General features: G+C 55.1%; 17 protein-coding genes. 8 read left to right on the top strand and 9 right to left on the bottom strand.

Annotated elements, in window-relative coordinates; translation table 11 throughout:
* Positions 1-34: 34 nt before the first annotated feature.
* Positions 35-577 (bottom strand): DUF3251 domain-containing protein, encoded by a 543-nt coding sequence (locus tag ACMV5H_RS06265; protein WP_037375327.1) that lies wholly within the window; start codon positions 575-577, stop codon positions 35-37.
* Between the two features lie 196 nt (positions 578-773).
* Between ACMV5H_RS06265 and nrdR the strand changes: the two genes are divergently transcribed.
* The 5 genes from nrdR (at position 774) to thiL (ending at position 4395) form a co-directional block, all read left to right on the top strand.
* On the top strand, positions 774-1223 hold the full coding sequence (gene nrdR, locus ACMV5H_RS06260; protein WP_021180191.1) for a transcriptional regulator NrdR: 450 nt from the start codon (positions 774-776) through the stop codon (positions 1221-1223).
* A 10-nt stretch (positions 1224-1233) separates the two neighbouring features.
* Positions 1234-2340 (top strand): bifunctional diaminohydroxyphosphoribosylaminopyrimidine deaminase/5-amino-6-(5-phosphoribosylamino)uracil reductase RibD, encoded by a 1107-nt coding sequence (gene ribD, locus ACMV5H_RS06255; RefSeq protein WP_115158611.1) that lies wholly within the window; start codon positions 1234-1236, stop codon positions 2338-2340.
* 120 nt (positions 2341-2460) lie between these two features.
* Positions 2461-2931, top strand: a complete 471-nt coding sequence (ribE, locus tag ACMV5H_RS06250) for a 6,7-dimethyl-8-ribityllumazine synthase (protein WP_021805495.1) — start codon at positions 2461-2463, stop codon at positions 2929-2931.
* Positions 2932-2952: 21 nt separating this feature from the next.
* A complete protein-coding gene (gene nusB, locus ACMV5H_RS06245; protein ID WP_021180188.1) occupies positions 2953-3369 on the top strand; it encodes a transcription antitermination factor NusB in 417 nt (138 codons plus the stop codon).
* Between the two features lie 45 nt (positions 3370-3414).
* The gene (thiL, locus tag ACMV5H_RS06240) at positions 3415-4395 is read left to right on the top strand and encodes a thiamine-phosphate kinase (RefSeq protein WP_021805494.1); all 981 of its coding nucleotides are present in this window, start codon (positions 3415-3417) and stop codon (positions 4393-4395) included.
* Between the two features lie 145 nt (positions 4396-4540).
* On the opposite strand, the gene ACMV5H_RS06235 is transcribed toward thiL, so the two are convergent.
* From ACMV5H_RS06235 to xseB, 4 genes are all read right to left on the bottom strand, one after another.
* A complete protein-coding gene (locus ACMV5H_RS06235) occupies positions 4541-5515 on the bottom strand; it encodes an aldo/keto reductase (RefSeq protein WP_094981202.1) in 975 nt (324 codons plus the stop codon).
* Positions 5516-5635: 120 nt separating this feature from the next.
* The gene (gene dxs, locus ACMV5H_RS06230) at positions 5636-7498 is read right to left on the bottom strand and encodes a 1-deoxy-D-xylulose-5-phosphate synthase (RefSeq protein ID WP_115158612.1); all 1863 of its coding nucleotides are present in this window, start codon (positions 7496-7498) and stop codon (positions 5636-5638) included.
* Between the two features lie 21 nt (positions 7499-7519).
* On the bottom strand, positions 7520-8422 hold the full coding sequence (gene ispA / locus ACMV5H_RS06225; protein ID WP_115158613.1) for a (2E,6E)-farnesyl diphosphate synthase: 903 nt from the start codon (positions 8420-8422) through the stop codon (positions 7520-7522).
* Positions 8423-8427: 5 nt separating this feature from the next.
* Positions 8428-8691 (bottom strand): exodeoxyribonuclease VII small subunit, encoded by a 264-nt coding sequence (gene xseB / locus ACMV5H_RS06220; RefSeq protein WP_024483932.1) that lies wholly within the window; start codon positions 8689-8691, stop codon positions 8428-8430.
* Between the two features lie 284 nt (positions 8692-8975).
* On the opposite strand from xseB, the gene thiI reads away from it, so the two are divergent.
* Together thiI and ACMV5H_RS06210 are read left to right on the top strand one after the other, a co-directional pair.
* Entirely contained in the window at positions 8976-10424 is a 1449-nt protein-coding gene (gene thiI / locus ACMV5H_RS06215) for a tRNA uracil 4-sulfurtransferase ThiI (RefSeq protein ID WP_414821603.1), read from the top strand.
* 178 nt (positions 10425-10602) lie between these two features.
* Positions 10603-11394, top strand: a complete 792-nt coding sequence (locus tag ACMV5H_RS06210) for a DUF4198 domain-containing protein (RefSeq protein ID WP_414821602.1) — start codon at positions 10603-10605, stop codon at positions 11392-11394.
* Between the two features lie 40 nt (positions 11395-11434).
* On the opposite strand, the gene yajL is transcribed toward ACMV5H_RS06210, so the two are convergent.
* Positions 11435-12025 carry a protein deglycase YajL gene (gene yajL / locus ACMV5H_RS06205; protein ID WP_021180181.1) on the bottom strand — a complete coding sequence of 197 codons (591 nt, stop codon included), beginning with the start codon at positions 12023-12025 and terminating at the stop codon, positions 11435-11437.
* Positions 11988-12899: a 2-dehydropantoate 2-reductase gene (gene panE / locus ACMV5H_RS06200; RefSeq protein ID WP_414821601.1), complete on the bottom strand. Its 912-nt coding sequence runs from the start codon at positions 12897-12899 to the stop codon at positions 11988-11990. The genes yajL and panE overlap by 38 nt, the downstream gene beginning before the upstream one ends.
* 169 nt (positions 12900-13068) lie before the next feature.
* On the opposite strand from panE, the gene ACMV5H_RS06195 reads away from it, so the two are divergent.
* Positions 13069-13560 carry a YajQ family cyclic di-GMP-binding protein gene (locus ACMV5H_RS06195; RefSeq protein WP_021180179.1) on the top strand — a complete coding sequence of 164 codons (492 nt, stop codon included), beginning with the start codon at positions 13069-13071 and terminating at the stop codon, positions 13558-13560.
* Positions 13561-13593: 33 nt separating this feature from the next.
* On the opposite strand, the gene ACMV5H_RS06190 is transcribed toward ACMV5H_RS06195, so the two are convergent.
* Together ACMV5H_RS06190 and cyoE are read right to left on the bottom strand one after the other, a co-directional pair.
* Entirely contained in the window at positions 13594-14958 is a 1365-nt protein-coding gene (locus ACMV5H_RS06190) for an MFS transporter (protein WP_024483938.1), read from the bottom strand.
* Positions 14959-15162: 204 nt separating this feature from the next.
* Positions 15163-16053 (bottom strand): heme o synthase, encoded by an 891-nt coding sequence (gene cyoE / locus ACMV5H_RS06185; RefSeq protein ID WP_021180177.1) that lies wholly within the window; start codon positions 16051-16053, stop codon positions 15163-15165.
* Positions 16054-16056 lie beyond the last annotated feature (3 nt).

The raw sequence follows: 16056 nt of genomic DNA, 5'->3' as shown, positions 1-16056 counted from the left end.
CCCGTGAACAACGGGGATTGGGTGACTCGTCGTATCAACGTTGAGCAATGGGCTCTATGCTATGCACACGGATATAGCCCAGTTGCGATGGCGTTACGCCACTCAGGCGCAGTTCAAAGATTTGCTCGGTTTTTGGCAGCAGCGAACTGGCGCTCTGAATTTGTTGCGACTGCGCCTGCGCGGTCAGAGGCATACCGGTTGCGGCATCCAGCTGGCCCCACTCCAACGTAGCGGTAAAGCCTGGCAGATATTGGCCTGAGAGCGTACGCACATACAGTATTGCCTGGCTGCCGTTGGCCTCGCTCTTCACATAGTTGAGCGACAGGCTAAGCTCACCCACGCTGCTGTGTAATCTGGCGGCATTATTGGCGGCTGGTAGCAGGTAGACGCCGCTGGTTGAGCTTTGGTTAAGCCGATTTTGGCGCTCCAGGGCGGTCGCCTGCTCGGTCAACTCCCCCAGCACCTGTTTCAGCTCAACCACCTGGTTGGTGAGTTTCGGCACTTCGCGGTTCTGTGCACAACCGGCCAGCAGGATCATGGCGGTGAGCAGACAAACCTGACGATAACGGATTGTCATAACGGCAATTTCCTCTTCAATCACACTGGCTACCAGCTTAGACCGATCGCTGGCCAAAGTCATGTCCAGTGCCTTTTAGGGTTGCTTTATTACTCAATGATGGACGCAATTCGCAACAAATGCCCGGCGGTCTTTGTTGTGGCGTTAGTTCGGGGTAAACTGTGCTCAACTATGTAAACGCTTATCAGGACGAGTTATGCATTGCCCTTTCTGCGCTGCCGTTGATACCAAAGTGATTGATTCCCGCCTGGTGGGTGATGGATCGCAGGTGCGCCGTCGTCGCCAATGTCTGGTGTGTAATGAACGTTTTACCACTTTTGAAGTGGCCGAACTGGTAATGCCACGAGTGATCAAAAGTGATGAGGTTCGCGAACCGTTCAACGAAGATAAACTGCGCCGTGGCATGCTGAAAGCGCTGGAAAAGCGCCCGGTCAGCTCCGACGACGTCGAAAACGCCATCAACCACATCAAATCCCAGCTGCGTGCTACCGGCGAGCGTGAAGTGCCCACCAAAATGGTCGGCAACCTGGTGATGGATGCGTTGAAGAAGCTGGATAAGGTCGCGTATATCCGCTTCGCTTCGGTATATCGCAGTTTTGAAGACATTCGCGAATTCGGCGAAGAGATCGCCAAACTGCAGGATTAACAGGATCCGCATGCAAAACGACGAATTCTATATGGCGCGCGCCTTTGAGCTGGCGCGCCTGGGGCGTTTTACCACCACGCCGAACCCGAACGTGGGCTGCGTGATCGTGCGCGATGGCAGCATTGTGGGTGAAGGTTTCCATTTGCGGGCCGGTGAGCCGCATGCGGAAGTGCACGCTTTGCGCATGGCGGGGGAAAAGGCGCGGGGGGCCACGGCCTATGTCACGCTGGAACCTTGTAGCCACCATGGCCGTACGCCACCTTGTGCAGATGCTTTGATTGCCGCGGGAGTCAGCCGCGTGGTTGCCGCCATGCAAGATCCCAACCCGCAGGTTGCCGGGCGTGGGCTATACAAGCTGCAACAGGCGGGTATCGAAGTGCGCCACGGCGTAATGCTGGCAGAGGCGGAAGCGGTCAATCTGGGGTTCCTCAAGCGTATGCGCACCGGGTTTCCCTATGTACAGCTCAAGCTGGGCGCTTCACTGGATGGCCGCACGGCGATGGCCTCGGGTGAAAGCCAATGGATCACCTCACCACAGGCCCGGCGGGATGTACAGGAGCTGCGGGCGGCCAGTTCGGCGATCCTCGGCACCAGCGCGACCGTGTTGGCCGACGATCCCGCGCTGACGGTGCGCTGGGATGAACTGAGCAGTGAAACCCAGCAGATTTACCCGCGTGACAACCTACGTCAGCCGCTGCGGATTATTCTAGACAGCCAGAATCGGGTTACGCCGCAGCACCGGGTCGTGCAGCAACCGGGGATGACCTGGTTGGCACGCCAGCAGCCAGACGATCGGGTTTGGCCTGCGGGCGTGGAGCAATTAACCTTCCCACTGCACGGCGGCGGTATCGATCTGGTGGTGATGATGATGCAATTGGCCAAACGCCAGGTGAACAGCATCTGGGTCGAGGCGGGCGCACAGCTTGCCGGTGCGCTGCTGCAGGCCGGGCTGGTGGATGAGCTCATTGTGTACATCGCGCCCAAATTATTGGGGGATAATGCCCGCGGGCTGTGCCAACTGCCGGGTTTGACGCAGTTGGCCGATGCGCCGGAGTTTGTCTTTAGCGAGGTGCGCCAGATTGGCCCCGATCTGCGCCTGCGCTTAACCGCCAAATAGAGAATATAACCTTTACCTGCCGGTGCAGCCGCGTTTTACAAAAGCGCCGCGCAGGCGGGCAAAGAATATGATAGAATCCGCCCCCCTGCGGGGTATTGAACCCATTTTTAAGGAAAGCCCATGAAAGTTATCGAAGGTGTTGTTGCTACTCCAAATGCCCGTGTGGCGATCGCAATTGCACGTTTTAACAATTTCATCAACGACAGCCTATTGCAAGGTGCCATTGATGCACTGAAGCGTATCGGCCAGGTTGCTGATGACAACATCACCGTTGTTTGGGTCCCAGGCGCTTACGAGCTGCCATTAACCGCACGCGTGCTGGCTAACACCGGCAAATATGATGCGGTGATTGCTCTGGGTACGGTGATCCGTGGGGGCACCGCGCACTTCGAATATGTGGCGGGCGAAGCCAGCTCCGGTCTGGGCCAAGTCTCTATGAATACCGAGATCCCGGTTGCCTTTGGCGTGTTGACCACCGAAAGCATCGAACAAGCGATCGAGCGTGCCGGCACCAAAGCGGGCAACAAAGGCGCAGAAGCCGCCCTGACCGCACTTGAAATGATTAATGTAATCAAAGCTATTAAAGCCTGAATTTAGTTTAAGGGGAATTCCGTGAAACCTGCTGCTCGTCGTCGCGCTCGTGAGTGCGCTGTTCAAGCGATTTACTCTTGGCAGTTGTCTAAAAATGACATTGCCGATGTTGAACACCAGTTCCTGACGGAGCAGGATGTCAAAGATGTTGACGTCGCCTATTTTCGTGAGCTGCTGTCCGGTGTGGCAGTCAACGCAGGTATGCTGGATGGCCTGATGGCCCCCTTCCTGTCGCGCCAGCTCGAAGAATTGGGCCAGGTGGAAAGAGCCGTACTGCGCATTGCGCTGTTCGAGCTGAAAATGCGTGAAGACGTCCCTTACAAAGTGGCCATCAACGAAGCGATCGAACTTGCGAAAACCTTCGGCGCAGAAGATAGCCACAAGTTTGTCAATGGCGTGCTGGATAAAGCAGCCCCCAGCATCCGTAGGAAAAAATAAAATATAAGGCCGGGAAACCGGCCTTACTTCTTTGGAAGACGAATTATGGCATGTGGCGAATTTGATCTCATTGCCCGCTATTTTGACCGGTTCAAAAGTGTGCGTCGCGACGTACAGCTCGGCATCGGCGATGACTGCGCACTGCTTACAGTGCCGGAAAAACAGCTTTTAGCCATCAGTACCGATACCCTGGTTTCGGGTATTCACTTCCTGGCGGATATCGATCCCGCCGATCTCGGTTATAAAGCCCTGGCGGTTAACCTGAGTGACCTGGCAGCAATGGGCGCCGATCCCGCGTGGCTATCGCTGGCGTTGACGTTGCCGGAAGTGAACGAAGAGTGGCTCAAGGCGTTCAGCGATAGCCTGTTCGAACAGATGAATTACTACGGCATGCAACTGATTGGCGGCGACACTACCCGTGGCCCGCTGAGCATGACGTTGACGATCCACGGCCATATCCCGGTCGGGCGGGCGCTAACCCGCAGCGGCGCGCGTATTGGCGACTGGATTTACGTGACCGGTACGCTGGGCGACAGCGCCGCCGGGCTGGCAATCCTGCAGGATCGTTTGCAAGTGAGCGATCGGGCTGCTCAACAATATCTGTTGGCGCGCCATCTGCGCCCGCATCCGCGTGTGCTGCAAGGCCAGGCGCTGCGTGATTTGGCCAGCTCGGCGATCGATATCTCCGACGGTCTGATTTCCGATCTGAGACACGTGCTGAACGCCTCTGAGTGCGGTGCCCGTATCGAGTTGGATGAGTTGCCGCTGTCGCAGACGCTGACCAGCAATACCGATGAAGATCAGGCGTTGCGCTGGGCGCTGACCGGCGGTGAAGATTATGAACTGTGCTTCACCGTGCCAGAGATCAATCGGGGTGCGCTGGAAGTGGCATTAAGCCATTTAGGTGCGGATTACACCTGTATTGGCCAGATCGGCCCGCAGTCTGAAGGGATGAAGTTCTACCGCGATCAGCAAGAGGTTGAACTGCCTTGGAGTGGTTACGATCACTTCGGTGCCGCTCAATAGCCATTAGTATTGCGGTATGAGTCTCTTTGGTCTCATACTGAGACTGTTAGTTAGGGATAGTTCTACCCTGGTCAGAGTATCGGCCGAAACGCAAAAACCCGACCTCACCAGTCGGGTTTTTGCATTTTGGTTTACGCCTCTGCTGCTATTCAAAGCCGACCACATGATGCGGCACATAGGCCGTTTCTAACTCTGCAATCTCTTGCGATGTTAGCTCCAGATCAACGGCGGCTAAGGCATCGACCAAGTGTTCGCTGCGTGAGGCACCAATAATCGGCGCGGTAACCACTGGTTTACTCAGCAGCCATGCCAGGGCGATTTGCGCTCGCGAAACGCTGCGCTCTTCAGCAATAGTGGCTACGCGCTCGGCAATCAGGGCATCAACCCCTTCGGTAGCGTCATACAAGGTTTTGCCATATAGGTCGCTGACCAGACGCGCTGTAGTTTCGCCCCAGGGGCGTGTGAGTCTGCCACGAGCCAGCGGGCTCCAGGGAAGTACGGCAATCCCTTCGGCGGCGCATAGCGGGTGCATTTCGCGCTCTTCTTCCCGTTGGATCAGGTTGTACTGATCCTGCATGCTGACAAAACGTGTCCAGCCGTGCAGATCGGCGGTGTACAGCGCCTTGGCAAACTGCCAGGCGTACATCGAAGAGGCCCCGATATAGCGTGCTTTACCCGCTTTTACTACGTCATGCAGGGCTTCCAGCGTTTCTTCGATCGGGGTTTCATAGTCCCAACGGTGGATTTGCAGTAAATCGACGTAGTCGGTACCCAAACGCCGCAGGCTGTCGTCGATCGACTGCATGATCTTGGGGCGTGACAGGCCGCGCTCCAGGTTGCTCATGGCGTTATAGACTTTGGTGGCAATCACCACCTCGTCGCGGCGAGCAAAGTCGCGCATTGCCCGGCCAACGATCTCCTCGCTGCTACCATCGGAATAGTTGTTGGAGGTATCAAAGAAGTTGATGCCCGCATCCAGCGCCTGCTTGATCAACGGGCGGCTGCTTTCCTCTGGCAGCGTCCAGGCGTGGTTGCCACGTGAGGGTTCTCCATAGGTCATACAACCCAAACAGATGCGGGAAATGTTGAGATCGGTGTTACCTAACTTTAGATATTTCATGCCTCTCTCCTGTGTACCGTTCAAAAAATAACTGTAGCGGAAAATGATGCAGAAATGATGGGCGTGGCGTTGAAGGGTGGGATTGATAAGGGCGCCCAGTGGGACGCCCTTTTGGTTAAATCATGCCAACCAGGTTTCGATCTGGCGCTGAATACCGGCCGCATCCAGGCCCAGATCGCTGCGGATCTCTTCCTGGCCGCCCTGTGGGATAAATTCATCCGGCAGGCCAATATTCAGTACGGGCACGACACGACGTTTGGCCATCAGCAGTTCGTTAACCCCGCTGCCAGCGCCGCCCATAATGGCGTTCTCTTCCAGCGTCACCAACACTTCGTGGCTGGCGGCCATTTCCAGCACCAGCTGTTCGTCCAGTGGTTTGACAAAACGCATGTCTACCAGCGTAGCGTTCATCGCTTCGGCGACCTGAGCGGCTTCCGCCAACAGGGTACCAAAGTTGAGGATGGCAATCTTTTCCCCTTCGCGACGCACGATGCCCTTACCGAGCGGCAATGGGGCCAGAGGTTCCAGCGTTACACCCGTACCGTTGCCCCGTGGGTAGCGTACCGCACTTGGGCCCGTGTTATGGTGATAACCGGTGTACAGCATCTGGCGGCATTCGTTTTCATCACTTGGCGTCATGATCACCATGTTAGGGATGCAGCGCAGGAACGAAAGATCAAAGGCGCCCTGGTGGGTCTGGCCATCTGCACCGACAATCCCACCGCGGTCGATGGCAAACATCACCGGCAGCTCCTGGATCGCTACGTCGTGGATCACCTGATCGTAGGCGCGCTGCAGGAAGGTAGAGTAAATCGCCACCACCGGCTTGTAACCGCCGATCGCCAATCCGGCGGCGAAAGTCACCGCATGCTGCTCGGCGATCGCCACGTCGAAATATTGCTGCGGATAGTCACGAGAGAACTGCACCATGCCGGAACCTTCGCGCATGGCTGGCGTGATCGCCATCAGTTGGCTGTCTTTGGCCGCCGTTTCACACAGCCATTCACCAAAGATCTTGGAATAGGTTGGCAGGCCGCCAGCGCTTTTTGGCAGGGTGCCGCTGGCCGGATCGAATTTTGGCACCGCGTGGAAGCTGATCGGATCCTTTTCTGCCGGAGCATAGCCACGGCCTTTCTTGGTCATGATATGCAGTAACTGCGGGCCTTTCAGGTCACGCATGTTTTTTAGCGTAGCGGCCAATCCCTGCACGTCATGCCCGTCTACCGGGCCAATGTAGTTAAAGCCCAGCTCTTCAAACAGCGTGCCGGGGACCACCATGCCTTTGAGGTGTTCTTCGGTACGCTTGAGCAGTTCTTTGATCGGCGGTACGCCGGAGAGTACCTTCTTGCCGCCTTCGCGTAGCGTGGAGTAGAGCTTGCCAGACAGCAGCTGCGCCAGATGATTATTCAACGCTCCGACGTTTTCGGAGATCGACATTTCATTATCGTTCAGCACCACCAGCATATCCGGGGTGATGTCGCCAGCGTGGTTCATGGCTTCGAACGCCATGCCTGCGGTGATGGCACCGTCGCCTATCACGCAGACGGTACGGCGGTTTTTGCCCTCACGCACGGCGGCCACGGCCATACCAAGACCCGCGCTGATCGAGGTTGAAGAGTGGCCAACGGACAACACGTCATATTCACTTTCGGCGCGCCACGGGAAAGGGTGCAGGCCGTTTTTCTGGCGGATGGTCGAGATGCGGTCACGCCGACCGGTCAGGATCTTGTGTGGGTAAGCCTGATGGCCAACGTCCCAAACCAGGTGATCGAAAGGAGTGTTGTAGACGTAATGCAGTGCCACCGTCAGCTCGACGGTACCCAGCCCAGACGCAAAGTGGCCACTGGAGCGGCTGACGCTGTCCAGCAGATATTGCCGCAGTTCATCACACAACTTCGGCAGGCTTTCTTTTGGCAATGAGCGGAGCTCTTCAGGATTTTCCGCTAAGGCCAAGGTCGGGTATTTGGCTATATCAAGACTCATTCAGTACTCATATCAGAGGAGTTAATTGTCGCGTTCAATAATGAAGTTGGCCAATGCACGTAACGGTGCGGTGTTATAAGATTGTGTGGCCAACGAGTCTAATGCGGCCAAGGCTTCCTGATAGAGATCCCACGCTTTTAACTTGGCGCTGTCAAGCCCAAGTAGTGCAGGGTAGGTACTCTTGCCAAGCTGTTGGTCGGAGCCTTGGCGCTTACCGATTTTTTCGGTTTCGCCCACGACGTCGAGAATATCGTCCTGCACCTGAAACGCCAGCCCTATGGCGGCCGCGTAACGGTCAAGTTCAGGGAGTGCAGCACGGCCCGGCTCACCGGCGGCCAAAGCCCCCAAGCGAACCGCGGCACGGATCAGCGCGCCGGTTTTATGGCGGTGGATCTGTTCTAGTGCCTGTAGATCGATCTGCTTACCTTCGGCTTCCAGATCCAGCGACTGGCCACCGCACATACCGGCAACGCCGCTGGCTTTGGCCAGTTCGGAAATCATCGCCAGCCGATCGCGCAGGGTTACATCGGGCATGTCGGCGTCAGCCAGGATCGAGAAAGCCAGCGTTTGCAGGGCATCGCCCGCCAGAATCGCGTTAGCTTCCCCAAATTTGATATGGCAGGTTGGTTGGCCGCGGCGCAGATCGTCGTCATCCATCGCTGGCAGATCGTCATGGATCAGCGAATAGGCATGGATGCATTCCACCGCCGCCGCTGGGGCATCCAGATTCTCCAGGCTCAGGCCAAACATTTGCCCGGTGGCGTAAACCAGGAAAGGCCGTAGTCGTTTACCGCCCAGTAAGGCGCCGTGACGCATCGCCTCAACCATTTTGCCATCATTGAACGGCAGCGGAGCGATATAGCCAAGCAGTGCGCGATCGCTGCGCTGATGGAAGGCCTGTAACTGATCGTGGAACTCAGACATCGTAATTACTCAGCGTCCGGGGTAAAAGGGGTCAGTGCGGCATCGTCGTTCTGGTCGTTGAGCAGGATCTGTACTCGCTGCTCCGCCTGTTGCAGCTTCTGTTGGCCCTGGCGAGCCAATTGGACGCCACGCTCAAACTCATTAAGCGCATCTTCCAGAGGCAACTCCCCAGATTCCAGCCGGGTTACGATACTCTCGAGTTCGCTCAGAGAATTCTCAAAGCTGATGCTTTGCTCTTTACTGTCTGATTGTGCAGGTTTTTTCGCCATAGTTTTCTTTTTACATCATCATGTGAACAGTGGGGCCCGAGCCTATCCTAGCGGATCTTGATTAGCAAATCATGGCACGTCTATGTGGTTTTGTGCACGGCGCGCATGCAGATAGTGATATACTTCGCGCCCAGATAAGATTGATAAAAGCTCGGCCAGCCCGCGATTTTATCAATCTTATCGCCATTGTATACCTAATAGCCTTGCAGTGGCAGCTAACCACGGCCGCTGAAACCCATAGGGCAGAGGTATTGCCTAATTTTCATCAGACTATAAAGACCGCCATGAAGTTTATCATTAAATTGTTCCCGGAAATCACCATCAAGAGTCAATCTGTGCGCTTGCGCTTCATTAAGATCCTGACTACCAACATCCGTAACGTCCTGAAGCAGTATGATGAAACTCTGGCGGTTGTCCGTCACTGGGATTTTATCGAGGTGCGTGCCAAAAACGAAGATCAGCGCCCGGTGATTGCCGATGCCCTGACGCGTATTCCCGGCATTCACCATATCCTGGAAGTGGAAGATCGCGCCTATACCGATGTCCACCACATCTTTGAGCAGACGCTGGAAACCTACCGCGAGCAACTGGAAGGCAAGACCTTCTGCGTGCGGGTGAAACGCCGCGGCAAGCATGAGTTCAGCTCGCAGGATGTAGAGCGTTACGTTGGTGGCGGTTTGAACCAGCATATTGAAAGCGCGCGCGTCAAACTTTCTCGCCCTCAGGTGACGGTAAATCTGGAGATCGATGACGACAAGCTGATGTTGGTCAAGGCGCGCCGCGAAGGCATTGGCGGCTACCCGATTGGCACTCAGGAAGATGTGCTGTCACTGATTTCCGGCGGTTTTGACTCTGGTGTTTCCAGTTATATGCTGATGCGCCGTGGCTGCCGTGTACATTATTGCTTCTTTAATCTGGGTGGCGCGGCGCACGAAATTGGCGTCAAGCAGGTTGCCTACTATCTGTGGAACCGCTTCGGCAGCTCACACAAGGTGCGCTTTGTGGCGATCGATTTCGAACCGGTGGTCGGTGAGATCCTGGAAAAGGTCGACGATGGTCAAATGGGTGTGGTGCTCAAACGCATGATGGTACGTGCCGCTTCCCAGGTTGCTGAACGTTATGATGTGCAGGCTTTGGTGACCGGCGAAGCGCTGGGCCAGGTTTCCAGCCAGACTCTGACCAACCTGCGTCTGATCGATAACGCCTCCGATACCCTGATCCTGCGCCCGCTGATCTCGCATGATAAAGAGCACATCATCAACGTGGCGCGTGAAATCGGCACTGAAGACTTTGCCAAGACCATGCCGGAATATTGTGGTGTGATCTCAAAAAGCCCGACGGTCAAGGCAATCAAAACCAGGATTGAAGAGGAAGAAGGGCACTTTGACTTCGAGATCCTCAATCGCGTGGTGCGCGAAGCGCGTAACGTCGATATCCGCACTATCGCAGAAGAAACCAGTCAGCAGGTCGCCGAAGTAGAAACCGTGGCTGAATTCAGCGCTAACGAAGTGATCCTGGATATCCGCTCGGTGGACGAGCAGGAAGAGAAGCCGCTGCAATTGGCGCAGGTGGAAGTCAAACAGCTGCCGTTCTACAAGTTAGGCACGCAGTTTGCCGATCTCGATCAGAGCAAAACCTATCTGCTGTACTGTGAGCGTGGCGTAATGAGCCGTTTGCAAGCGCTGTACCTGCTGGAGCAGGGCTACGCTAACGTTAAAGTCTACCGCCCGTAATCTGCGTTGCAGGGTAGCAATGCCGTTTCTCTGGTGTTGCTATCCTTGACCACTTCCTCTGCTTGATCCTCTTTTTTTCTCTTTCCCCTCGAATAACTTTGACATAGTGGCTTACTTTGGTTTATTTGTTGTTATGTTATAACATATCTTTTGTGTGGATTGGGAAAGGAGCAGGTTAATGCAGTTGAAAAAGTTGGTGGCGATACTGCCTTTTTGGTTTGTCAGCCATTCGCAGGCCCATTCGTTATGGGTTAATGCGTTACCCGCTGCGGGCGGGCAGAGCACGATAGAGCTTGGTTATGGAGATGAGTTCCCTACCGCAGAAGCGATCCCTGAAGATCGCCTGCACATTTTCGCACCGGCGCAGCTGATCGGGAAGAATGGGGATCTGATGCTGAAGCCTGGTAAAGAGAATTACCAGTTCGTGACGGAAAAACCGTTAGCCAAGGGCAGCTATGCCGCTATCGCTATCTATAACCCCACCTATTGGTCGAAAAATAAATCGGGATGGCAACAGCAGAGCAGAACGGAAATGCCAGACGCGCTTTATTGCGAGCGGGCTTCCATGTTTGGCAAAACCATTGTGAACATCGATGGGGCGACAGAGACCGCAGTCATCAGCCAGCCGCAGGGGTTGCAGCTGGAGATTATCCCGTTAGCCAACCCGGCCACCATCAAGCCAGGGCAGCCGTTGCCAATACAGGTATTGTATGACGGGAAACCGCTAAAGAATGCCGATGTGACGGCGACGTTTGCCGGATTTGGCGACCAACACGAGCACCACGGGCATACGCATAGTCATGCCAAAGCCTTTTTGAATCAGACCGACGGCAAGGGCAAAGTCAACGTTTACCCGCTGAAGGCAGGATATTGGGTAGTCGAAACCGAACATAAACTGCCTTATGTGGATAAGGCGAAATGTGATGAATCCGTGTTGCTTTCAACGCTGACCTTTACCATCAGCGAATAAGCCATTGGCTTGGCAGGCCAGCCGGCCTGCCAATATTGCTTCAATCGCGGAAGTCGTACATGCCGGGGATCAGTACCAGCTGTGCCGCTATCTCAGCCGCTTTGGCCTTACCCAACAGCAAATCGATCAGTTTCAGGGCAAACTCCATCGAGGTGCCTGGCCCTTGACTGGTGAGCAGGTTGACGCGTGGGTCGAACACGACGCGTCTTTCCATCCACTGCTCTTCCGGGATTTGCTCTTTCAGGCCAGGGAAGCCGGTCATATTGCCGATCGGGAACAGTTGGTGATGCTGCAATACCAAGGCCGGTGCCGCACAGATGGCGGCGACAATATTGCCTTGCAGATGCATCTGGCGAACTTTTTCCACCAGCAACGGGCTATCGCGAAAACACTCTGCTCCCTTGATACCGCCAGGTAAGACGATGGCGTCAAAGTGGTCATCAACAATTGCCACCAAGGGGGCGTCTGCCAGCAGCTTGACGCCGCGTGAGCAGACGATGGTCAGGCCACCATCACTGGCAACGCTGGCGGTCGTTACTTTGACACCGGCGCGAACCAGCAGGTCGATGGTGGTTACGGCCTCGGTTTCTTCACTACCAGGTGCCAGGCAGACCAATACCGATGCGCTCATAGCTATTTTCCTTGCGTTTAATGATTTCAAACAGCCGGGTATTTTCTGGCAGCGGAATGCCGTGGCTGCGTCCGCGACGCAGCAAATAACCGGTAATGTAGTCGATCTCGGTGTGCCTTTGAGAACGGATATCCTGGAGCATTGAGGAGATGTTGTCCGCCGTTGACTGGATCACCTGCATCACATAGAACACCAGGCTTTCGCACGAGGTGTGGTGACCTTCCATCTCCATCACGCTAGCCACTTCACGACAGATAAGCTCTATCTGCTCAGGATAGCGTTGCAGATCGCCATTACGGCAGTCATACAGCACGGTTAGCGGGTTAATGACGCAGTTGACCGCCAGCTTGCGCCAACTGGCAGAAGCAATATTGTTATGCCAGGCAACGTCGGGCAGAGCCTGGTGCAGGATCTCTGCCAGATGGCTGAGATGGGTGGCTTGCTGGGTCGTTGGGCCGATGTGGGTGGTGCCGTTGGCGACGTGCACAATGGTGTTACCATCGTGGCGTGAGGCATGGGTGGTAATTCCCTGAAGCACCGGCTGGCTGTGCGGTGGCAATTCCTCTTGAGTCCCTATGCCGTTATGCAGCAGCAAAATGGCACAGCGAGGGTTTAATTTGGGCAGCAATGCCGTCACCGCGCTGGAAACCTGCCAGGCTTTCAGCGTGACCAGCAGCAACTCACTTTGCCGCAGGTGTTCAGGATCGTTGGTGGGTAAATTACGGTTAAACGAGGTGCCGTCGGGTTCAATGACGTTGACCGCACAAAATGGCTGGGGCACCCGTAACCATCCCTGTACATCGTGGCCCTGCTGATAGAGTTTGGCTAGCCACAGTTGTCCGAGCGCGCCGCAACCAAGAATGGTTATTTTCATTTCATCTCCCTGGTTTTCGGAAAGACCACTGATGCATCCTTTTGATTATAGGCTTTTCTGTTGTTGAACGTCTTGTTCAGGCGTATATCTGAATTTTGCCTGAAACCGCAAAGCGGGTATCATGCACGGCAACGAAATCATACAGCACCCATTCAGGAGGAAGAGAAGTATGCCATCTTTCGACATCGTTTCCGAAATTGATATGCAGGAAGTTCGCAACGCCGTTGATAACGCTACCCGCGATCTCAGCACCCGTTGGGATTTCCGTAACGTACCGGCAAGCTTTGAGCTGAACGAGAAAGACCAAAGCATTAAGGTCGCCAGCGAGTCTGACTTCCAGGTGCAGCAATTGCTCGATATCCTGCGCGAAAAACTGATGAAACGCAGCATTGAAGGCGGTGCGCTGGAAATCCCGGAAGAACTGACCCACAGTGGCAAAACCTACAGCGTGGATGCCAAGCTCAAGCAGGGGATCGAAAGCTCAATGGCGAAGAAGATCGTCAAGCTGATCAAAGACAGCAAGCTGAAGGTACAGGCGCAGATCCAGGGTGATGAAATCCGCGTTACCGGTAAGGCACGCGACGATCTGCAAAGCGTGATGGCGCTGATCCGTGGTGCCGATCTGGGACAGCCGTTCCAGTTTAAAAACTTCCGCGATTAAGTTGTGCAGGGCCGGTAAACCGGCCCTATTGTTTTAAAGCGCTGCGATCAGGGCTTCCAACTGACCGCGATTGGTCTGTTTGGTATCTACCTTCACGTAAGCGCTGCGTTCCTCGGGAACTACGACCGCTTCCGCTACCCCCGGCTGAGCCAGCAAACGGCTTTGCAACGCCGAATCTTTTACCGCCAGTTCAGACAACGTGATACGCAGGCTGCTGACGTAAGGCGGCTCTTTCATGGTGCTGCTGACCACAAACCAGACGGCGGCTAGTACCGCACCGGCGATAAAGACCAACCCTGCTCCCTGAAAACCATATAACCAGCCGCCCACGCTGCCGCCGATGGCCACGCCAATAAACTGGCTGGTAGAGTAAACCCCCATCGCCGTGCCTTTATAACCCGCCGGGGACTCTTTGCTGATCAGCGAAGGCAGGATGGCTTCCATGACGTTAAACGCCATAAAGAACAGCTGCACTCCGGCAATGATGCCCCATAGATGCTGGCCAGAAAACCACAGCACCACCTCGGCGCAAAACAGTACCGCCACGCAGCCCATAAAGACCTGCTTCATACGGCGGTATTTTTCCGCATAGATGATAAACGGCACTACGGCAATGAAGGAAACCAGCATGGTGACCAGATAGACTTTCCAGTGGTCCGCAGCGGCCAGCCCAGCTTTTTCCATCGCCAACGGTAAGGCAACGAAGCTGGACATCAGCAAGATATGCAGGCACAGGATGCCAAAGTTGAGTTTCAACAGCCGCGAATTGTTCAGCACCTTGCTAAAACTGCCCCGCACGATGCTCGATTCCCGGTTCAGCACGTGTTCGTCGGCAGAAGGGACGACCAGTAAGGTAATCGCGATACCAGCCAGTGACAGCACGGCAATCATCCAGAACAGCGCATGCAAACCGAAAGCATGGGTCACTATCGGGCCCACCACCATGGCGATAGCAAAGGTGATACCGAAGCTGATGCCGATAAACGCCATCGCCTTGGTACGGTTCTGTTCGCGGGTTAAATCCGACAGCAGCGCCATTACCGCAGCGGCTATCGCCCCGGAACCCTGCAATGCACGGCCAAGAATGATGCCCCAGATAGAGTCGCTTAAGGCTGCGATCACGCTGCCAAGGGCGAAGATCAGCAGCCCGCCGACGATCAGTGGCTTACGGCCAACGCGGTCCGAAATCAGGCCGAAGGGGATCTGGAATACCGCCTGCGCCAGGCCATAAATACCGATAGCCAGGCCGATCAGTGCCTCGCTGGCACCGTGCAGCGCCATCCCATAGGTGGTCAGTACCGGTAACACCATAAACATGCCAAGCATGCGCAGTGAGAATACGGTTCCCAAGCCCCAGGTCGCACGGCGTTCTTGGGGCGTCATTATATTGTCGTTCATCTTGACCTCAGTAAAGCCTATTCCAACGGGCTAAGTAGGGGGGACTTAGCCCGTTGGAATAGCCTCGGCAAAGTTGCGTCATTCTAGTGCGAAGGGCAGGGGGGGGTAAATCGAATGTTGTTTAACAGATATTACAGTTGGCGTGCTTTTCTCTGAAACAAATAAAATGGGCCGCTAAGCGGCCCATTCGCAGGCATCCGCTGTTTACCAAGCGTAGGTTAACAGGGTTTCTGGTGTAGCACTGGCACTGAAATCGATCGACATCATTACGCTAAGTGAAGTAATGGCCACGATTGAGAACACAAACAGTTTGCGCGCCCAGACGCTGTCATTTTCCGCTTTGTAGCCGCGTAACGCCATGCCCAGCCACCACACGCTCACCGCCGCTGCGACGATCAGGTATTTGTAGCCAGCATAACCGCCCAGGGTCAGCATCAGCGTGGCGATCATAAACGCCAGGATGTAGAGCGTAATATGGTTTTTGGCAACGGAGATGCCTTTCACCACCGGCAGCACCGGGATATTGGCTGCCTGGTAATCTTTAAAGCGGAAGATGGCAATCGCATAAGAATGCGGCATCTGCCACAGGCTAAAGATAGCCAGCAGGATCAACGCACCAGCGTCAAACTCGTTAGTGACCGCGCAGTAGCCAATAACCGGTGGCGCGGCCCCAGACAGGCTGCCGATAAGCGTGCCATATACCGAGTGGCGTTTCATGTACAGGCTGTAAACGCCGACATAAACCACAAAGCCCATCACCGCCAGCCACATGGCCAGCGGGTTGGCTGCGATATACAGCAGTGCAAAACCAGCAATACCCAGCAAGGTAGCGTAAACCAGGCTCACACTCGGCGCGATCAGGCCTTTTACCAGCACCCGGTTCTTCGTTCTCTCCATTTTCTTGTCGATGTCGCGGTCAATGTAGTTGTTAAATACACAGCCCGAGGCAACCACCAACGAGACCCCTAACAGGGTGGCGAGAAACAGGGGATAGTCGATGCTCCCTTTGGAAGCGAGCAGGAATCCCCCGACGACAGAAATTAAATTACCGAAAATAATTCCTGGTTTAGTTACTTGCAGGTATTGCTTAATCATCAC

The sequence above is a fragment of the Serratia sp. N21D137 genome, assembly GCF_047530005.1.
In the GTDB taxonomy this organism is placed as follows: Bacteria; Pseudomonadota; Gammaproteobacteria; order Enterobacterales; family Enterobacteriaceae; genus Chania; species Chania fonticola_B.
The sequence above is the reverse complement of the archived record's forward strand: the minus strand, read 5'-3'. Positions and strand labels throughout refer to the sequence as shown.

Coding starts and splice junctions, on each gene's coding strand:
- panE (WP_414821601.1), bottom strand. CDS start 12,899: ATGAAAATAACCATTCTTGGTTGCGGCGCGCTCGGACAACTGTGGCTA.
- thiL (WP_021805494.1), top strand. CDS start 3,415: ATGGCATGTGGCGAATTTGATCTCATTGCCCGCTATTTTGACCGGTTC.
- ispA (WP_115158613.1), bottom strand. CDS start 8,422: ATGTCTGAGTTCCACGATCAGTTACAGGCCTTCCATCAGCGCAGCGAT.
- ribD (WP_115158611.1), top strand. CDS start 1,234: ATGCAAAACGACGAATTCTATATGGCGCGCGCCTTTGAGCTGGCGCGC.
- ACMV5H_RS06195 (WP_021180179.1), top strand. CDS start 13,069: ATGCCATCTTTCGACATCGTTTCCGAAATTGATATGCAGGAAGTTCGC.
- nrdR (WP_021180191.1), top strand. CDS start 774: ATGCATTGCCCTTTCTGCGCTGCCGTTGATACCAAAGTGATTGATTCC.
- dxs (WP_115158612.1), bottom strand. CDS start 7,498: ATGAGTCTTGATATAGCCAAATACCCGACCTTGGCCTTAGCGGAAAAT.
- ribE (WP_021805495.1), top strand. CDS start 2,461: ATGAAAGTTATCGAAGGTGTTGTTGCTACTCCAAATGCCCGTGTGGCG.
- xseB (WP_024483932.1), bottom strand. CDS start 8,691: ATGGCGAAAAAACCTGCACAATCAGACAGTAAAGAGCAAAGCATCAGC.
- cyoE (WP_021180177.1), bottom strand. CDS start 16,053: ATGATTAAGCAATACCTGCAAGTAACTAAACCAGGAATTATTTTCGGT.
- ACMV5H_RS06265 (WP_037375327.1), bottom strand. CDS start 577: ATGACAATCCGTTATCGTCAGGTTTGTCTGCTCACCGCCATGATCCTG.
- ACMV5H_RS06210 (WP_414821602.1), top strand. CDS start 10,603: ATGCAGTTGAAAAAGTTGGTGGCGATACTGCCTTTTTGGTTTGTCAGC.
- yajL (WP_021180181.1), bottom strand. CDS start 12,025: ATGAGCGCATCGGTATTGGTCTGCCTGGCACCTGGTAGTGAAGAAACC.
- ACMV5H_RS06235 (WP_094981202.1), bottom strand. CDS start 5,515: ATGAAATATCTAAAGTTAGGTAACACCGATCTCAACATTTCCCGCATC.
- thiI (WP_414821603.1), top strand. CDS start 8,976: ATGAAGTTTATCATTAAATTGTTCCCGGAAATCACCATCAAGAGTCAA.
- ACMV5H_RS06190 (WP_024483938.1), bottom strand. CDS start 14,958: ATGAACGACAATATAATGACGCCCCAAGAACGCCGTGCGACCTGGGGC.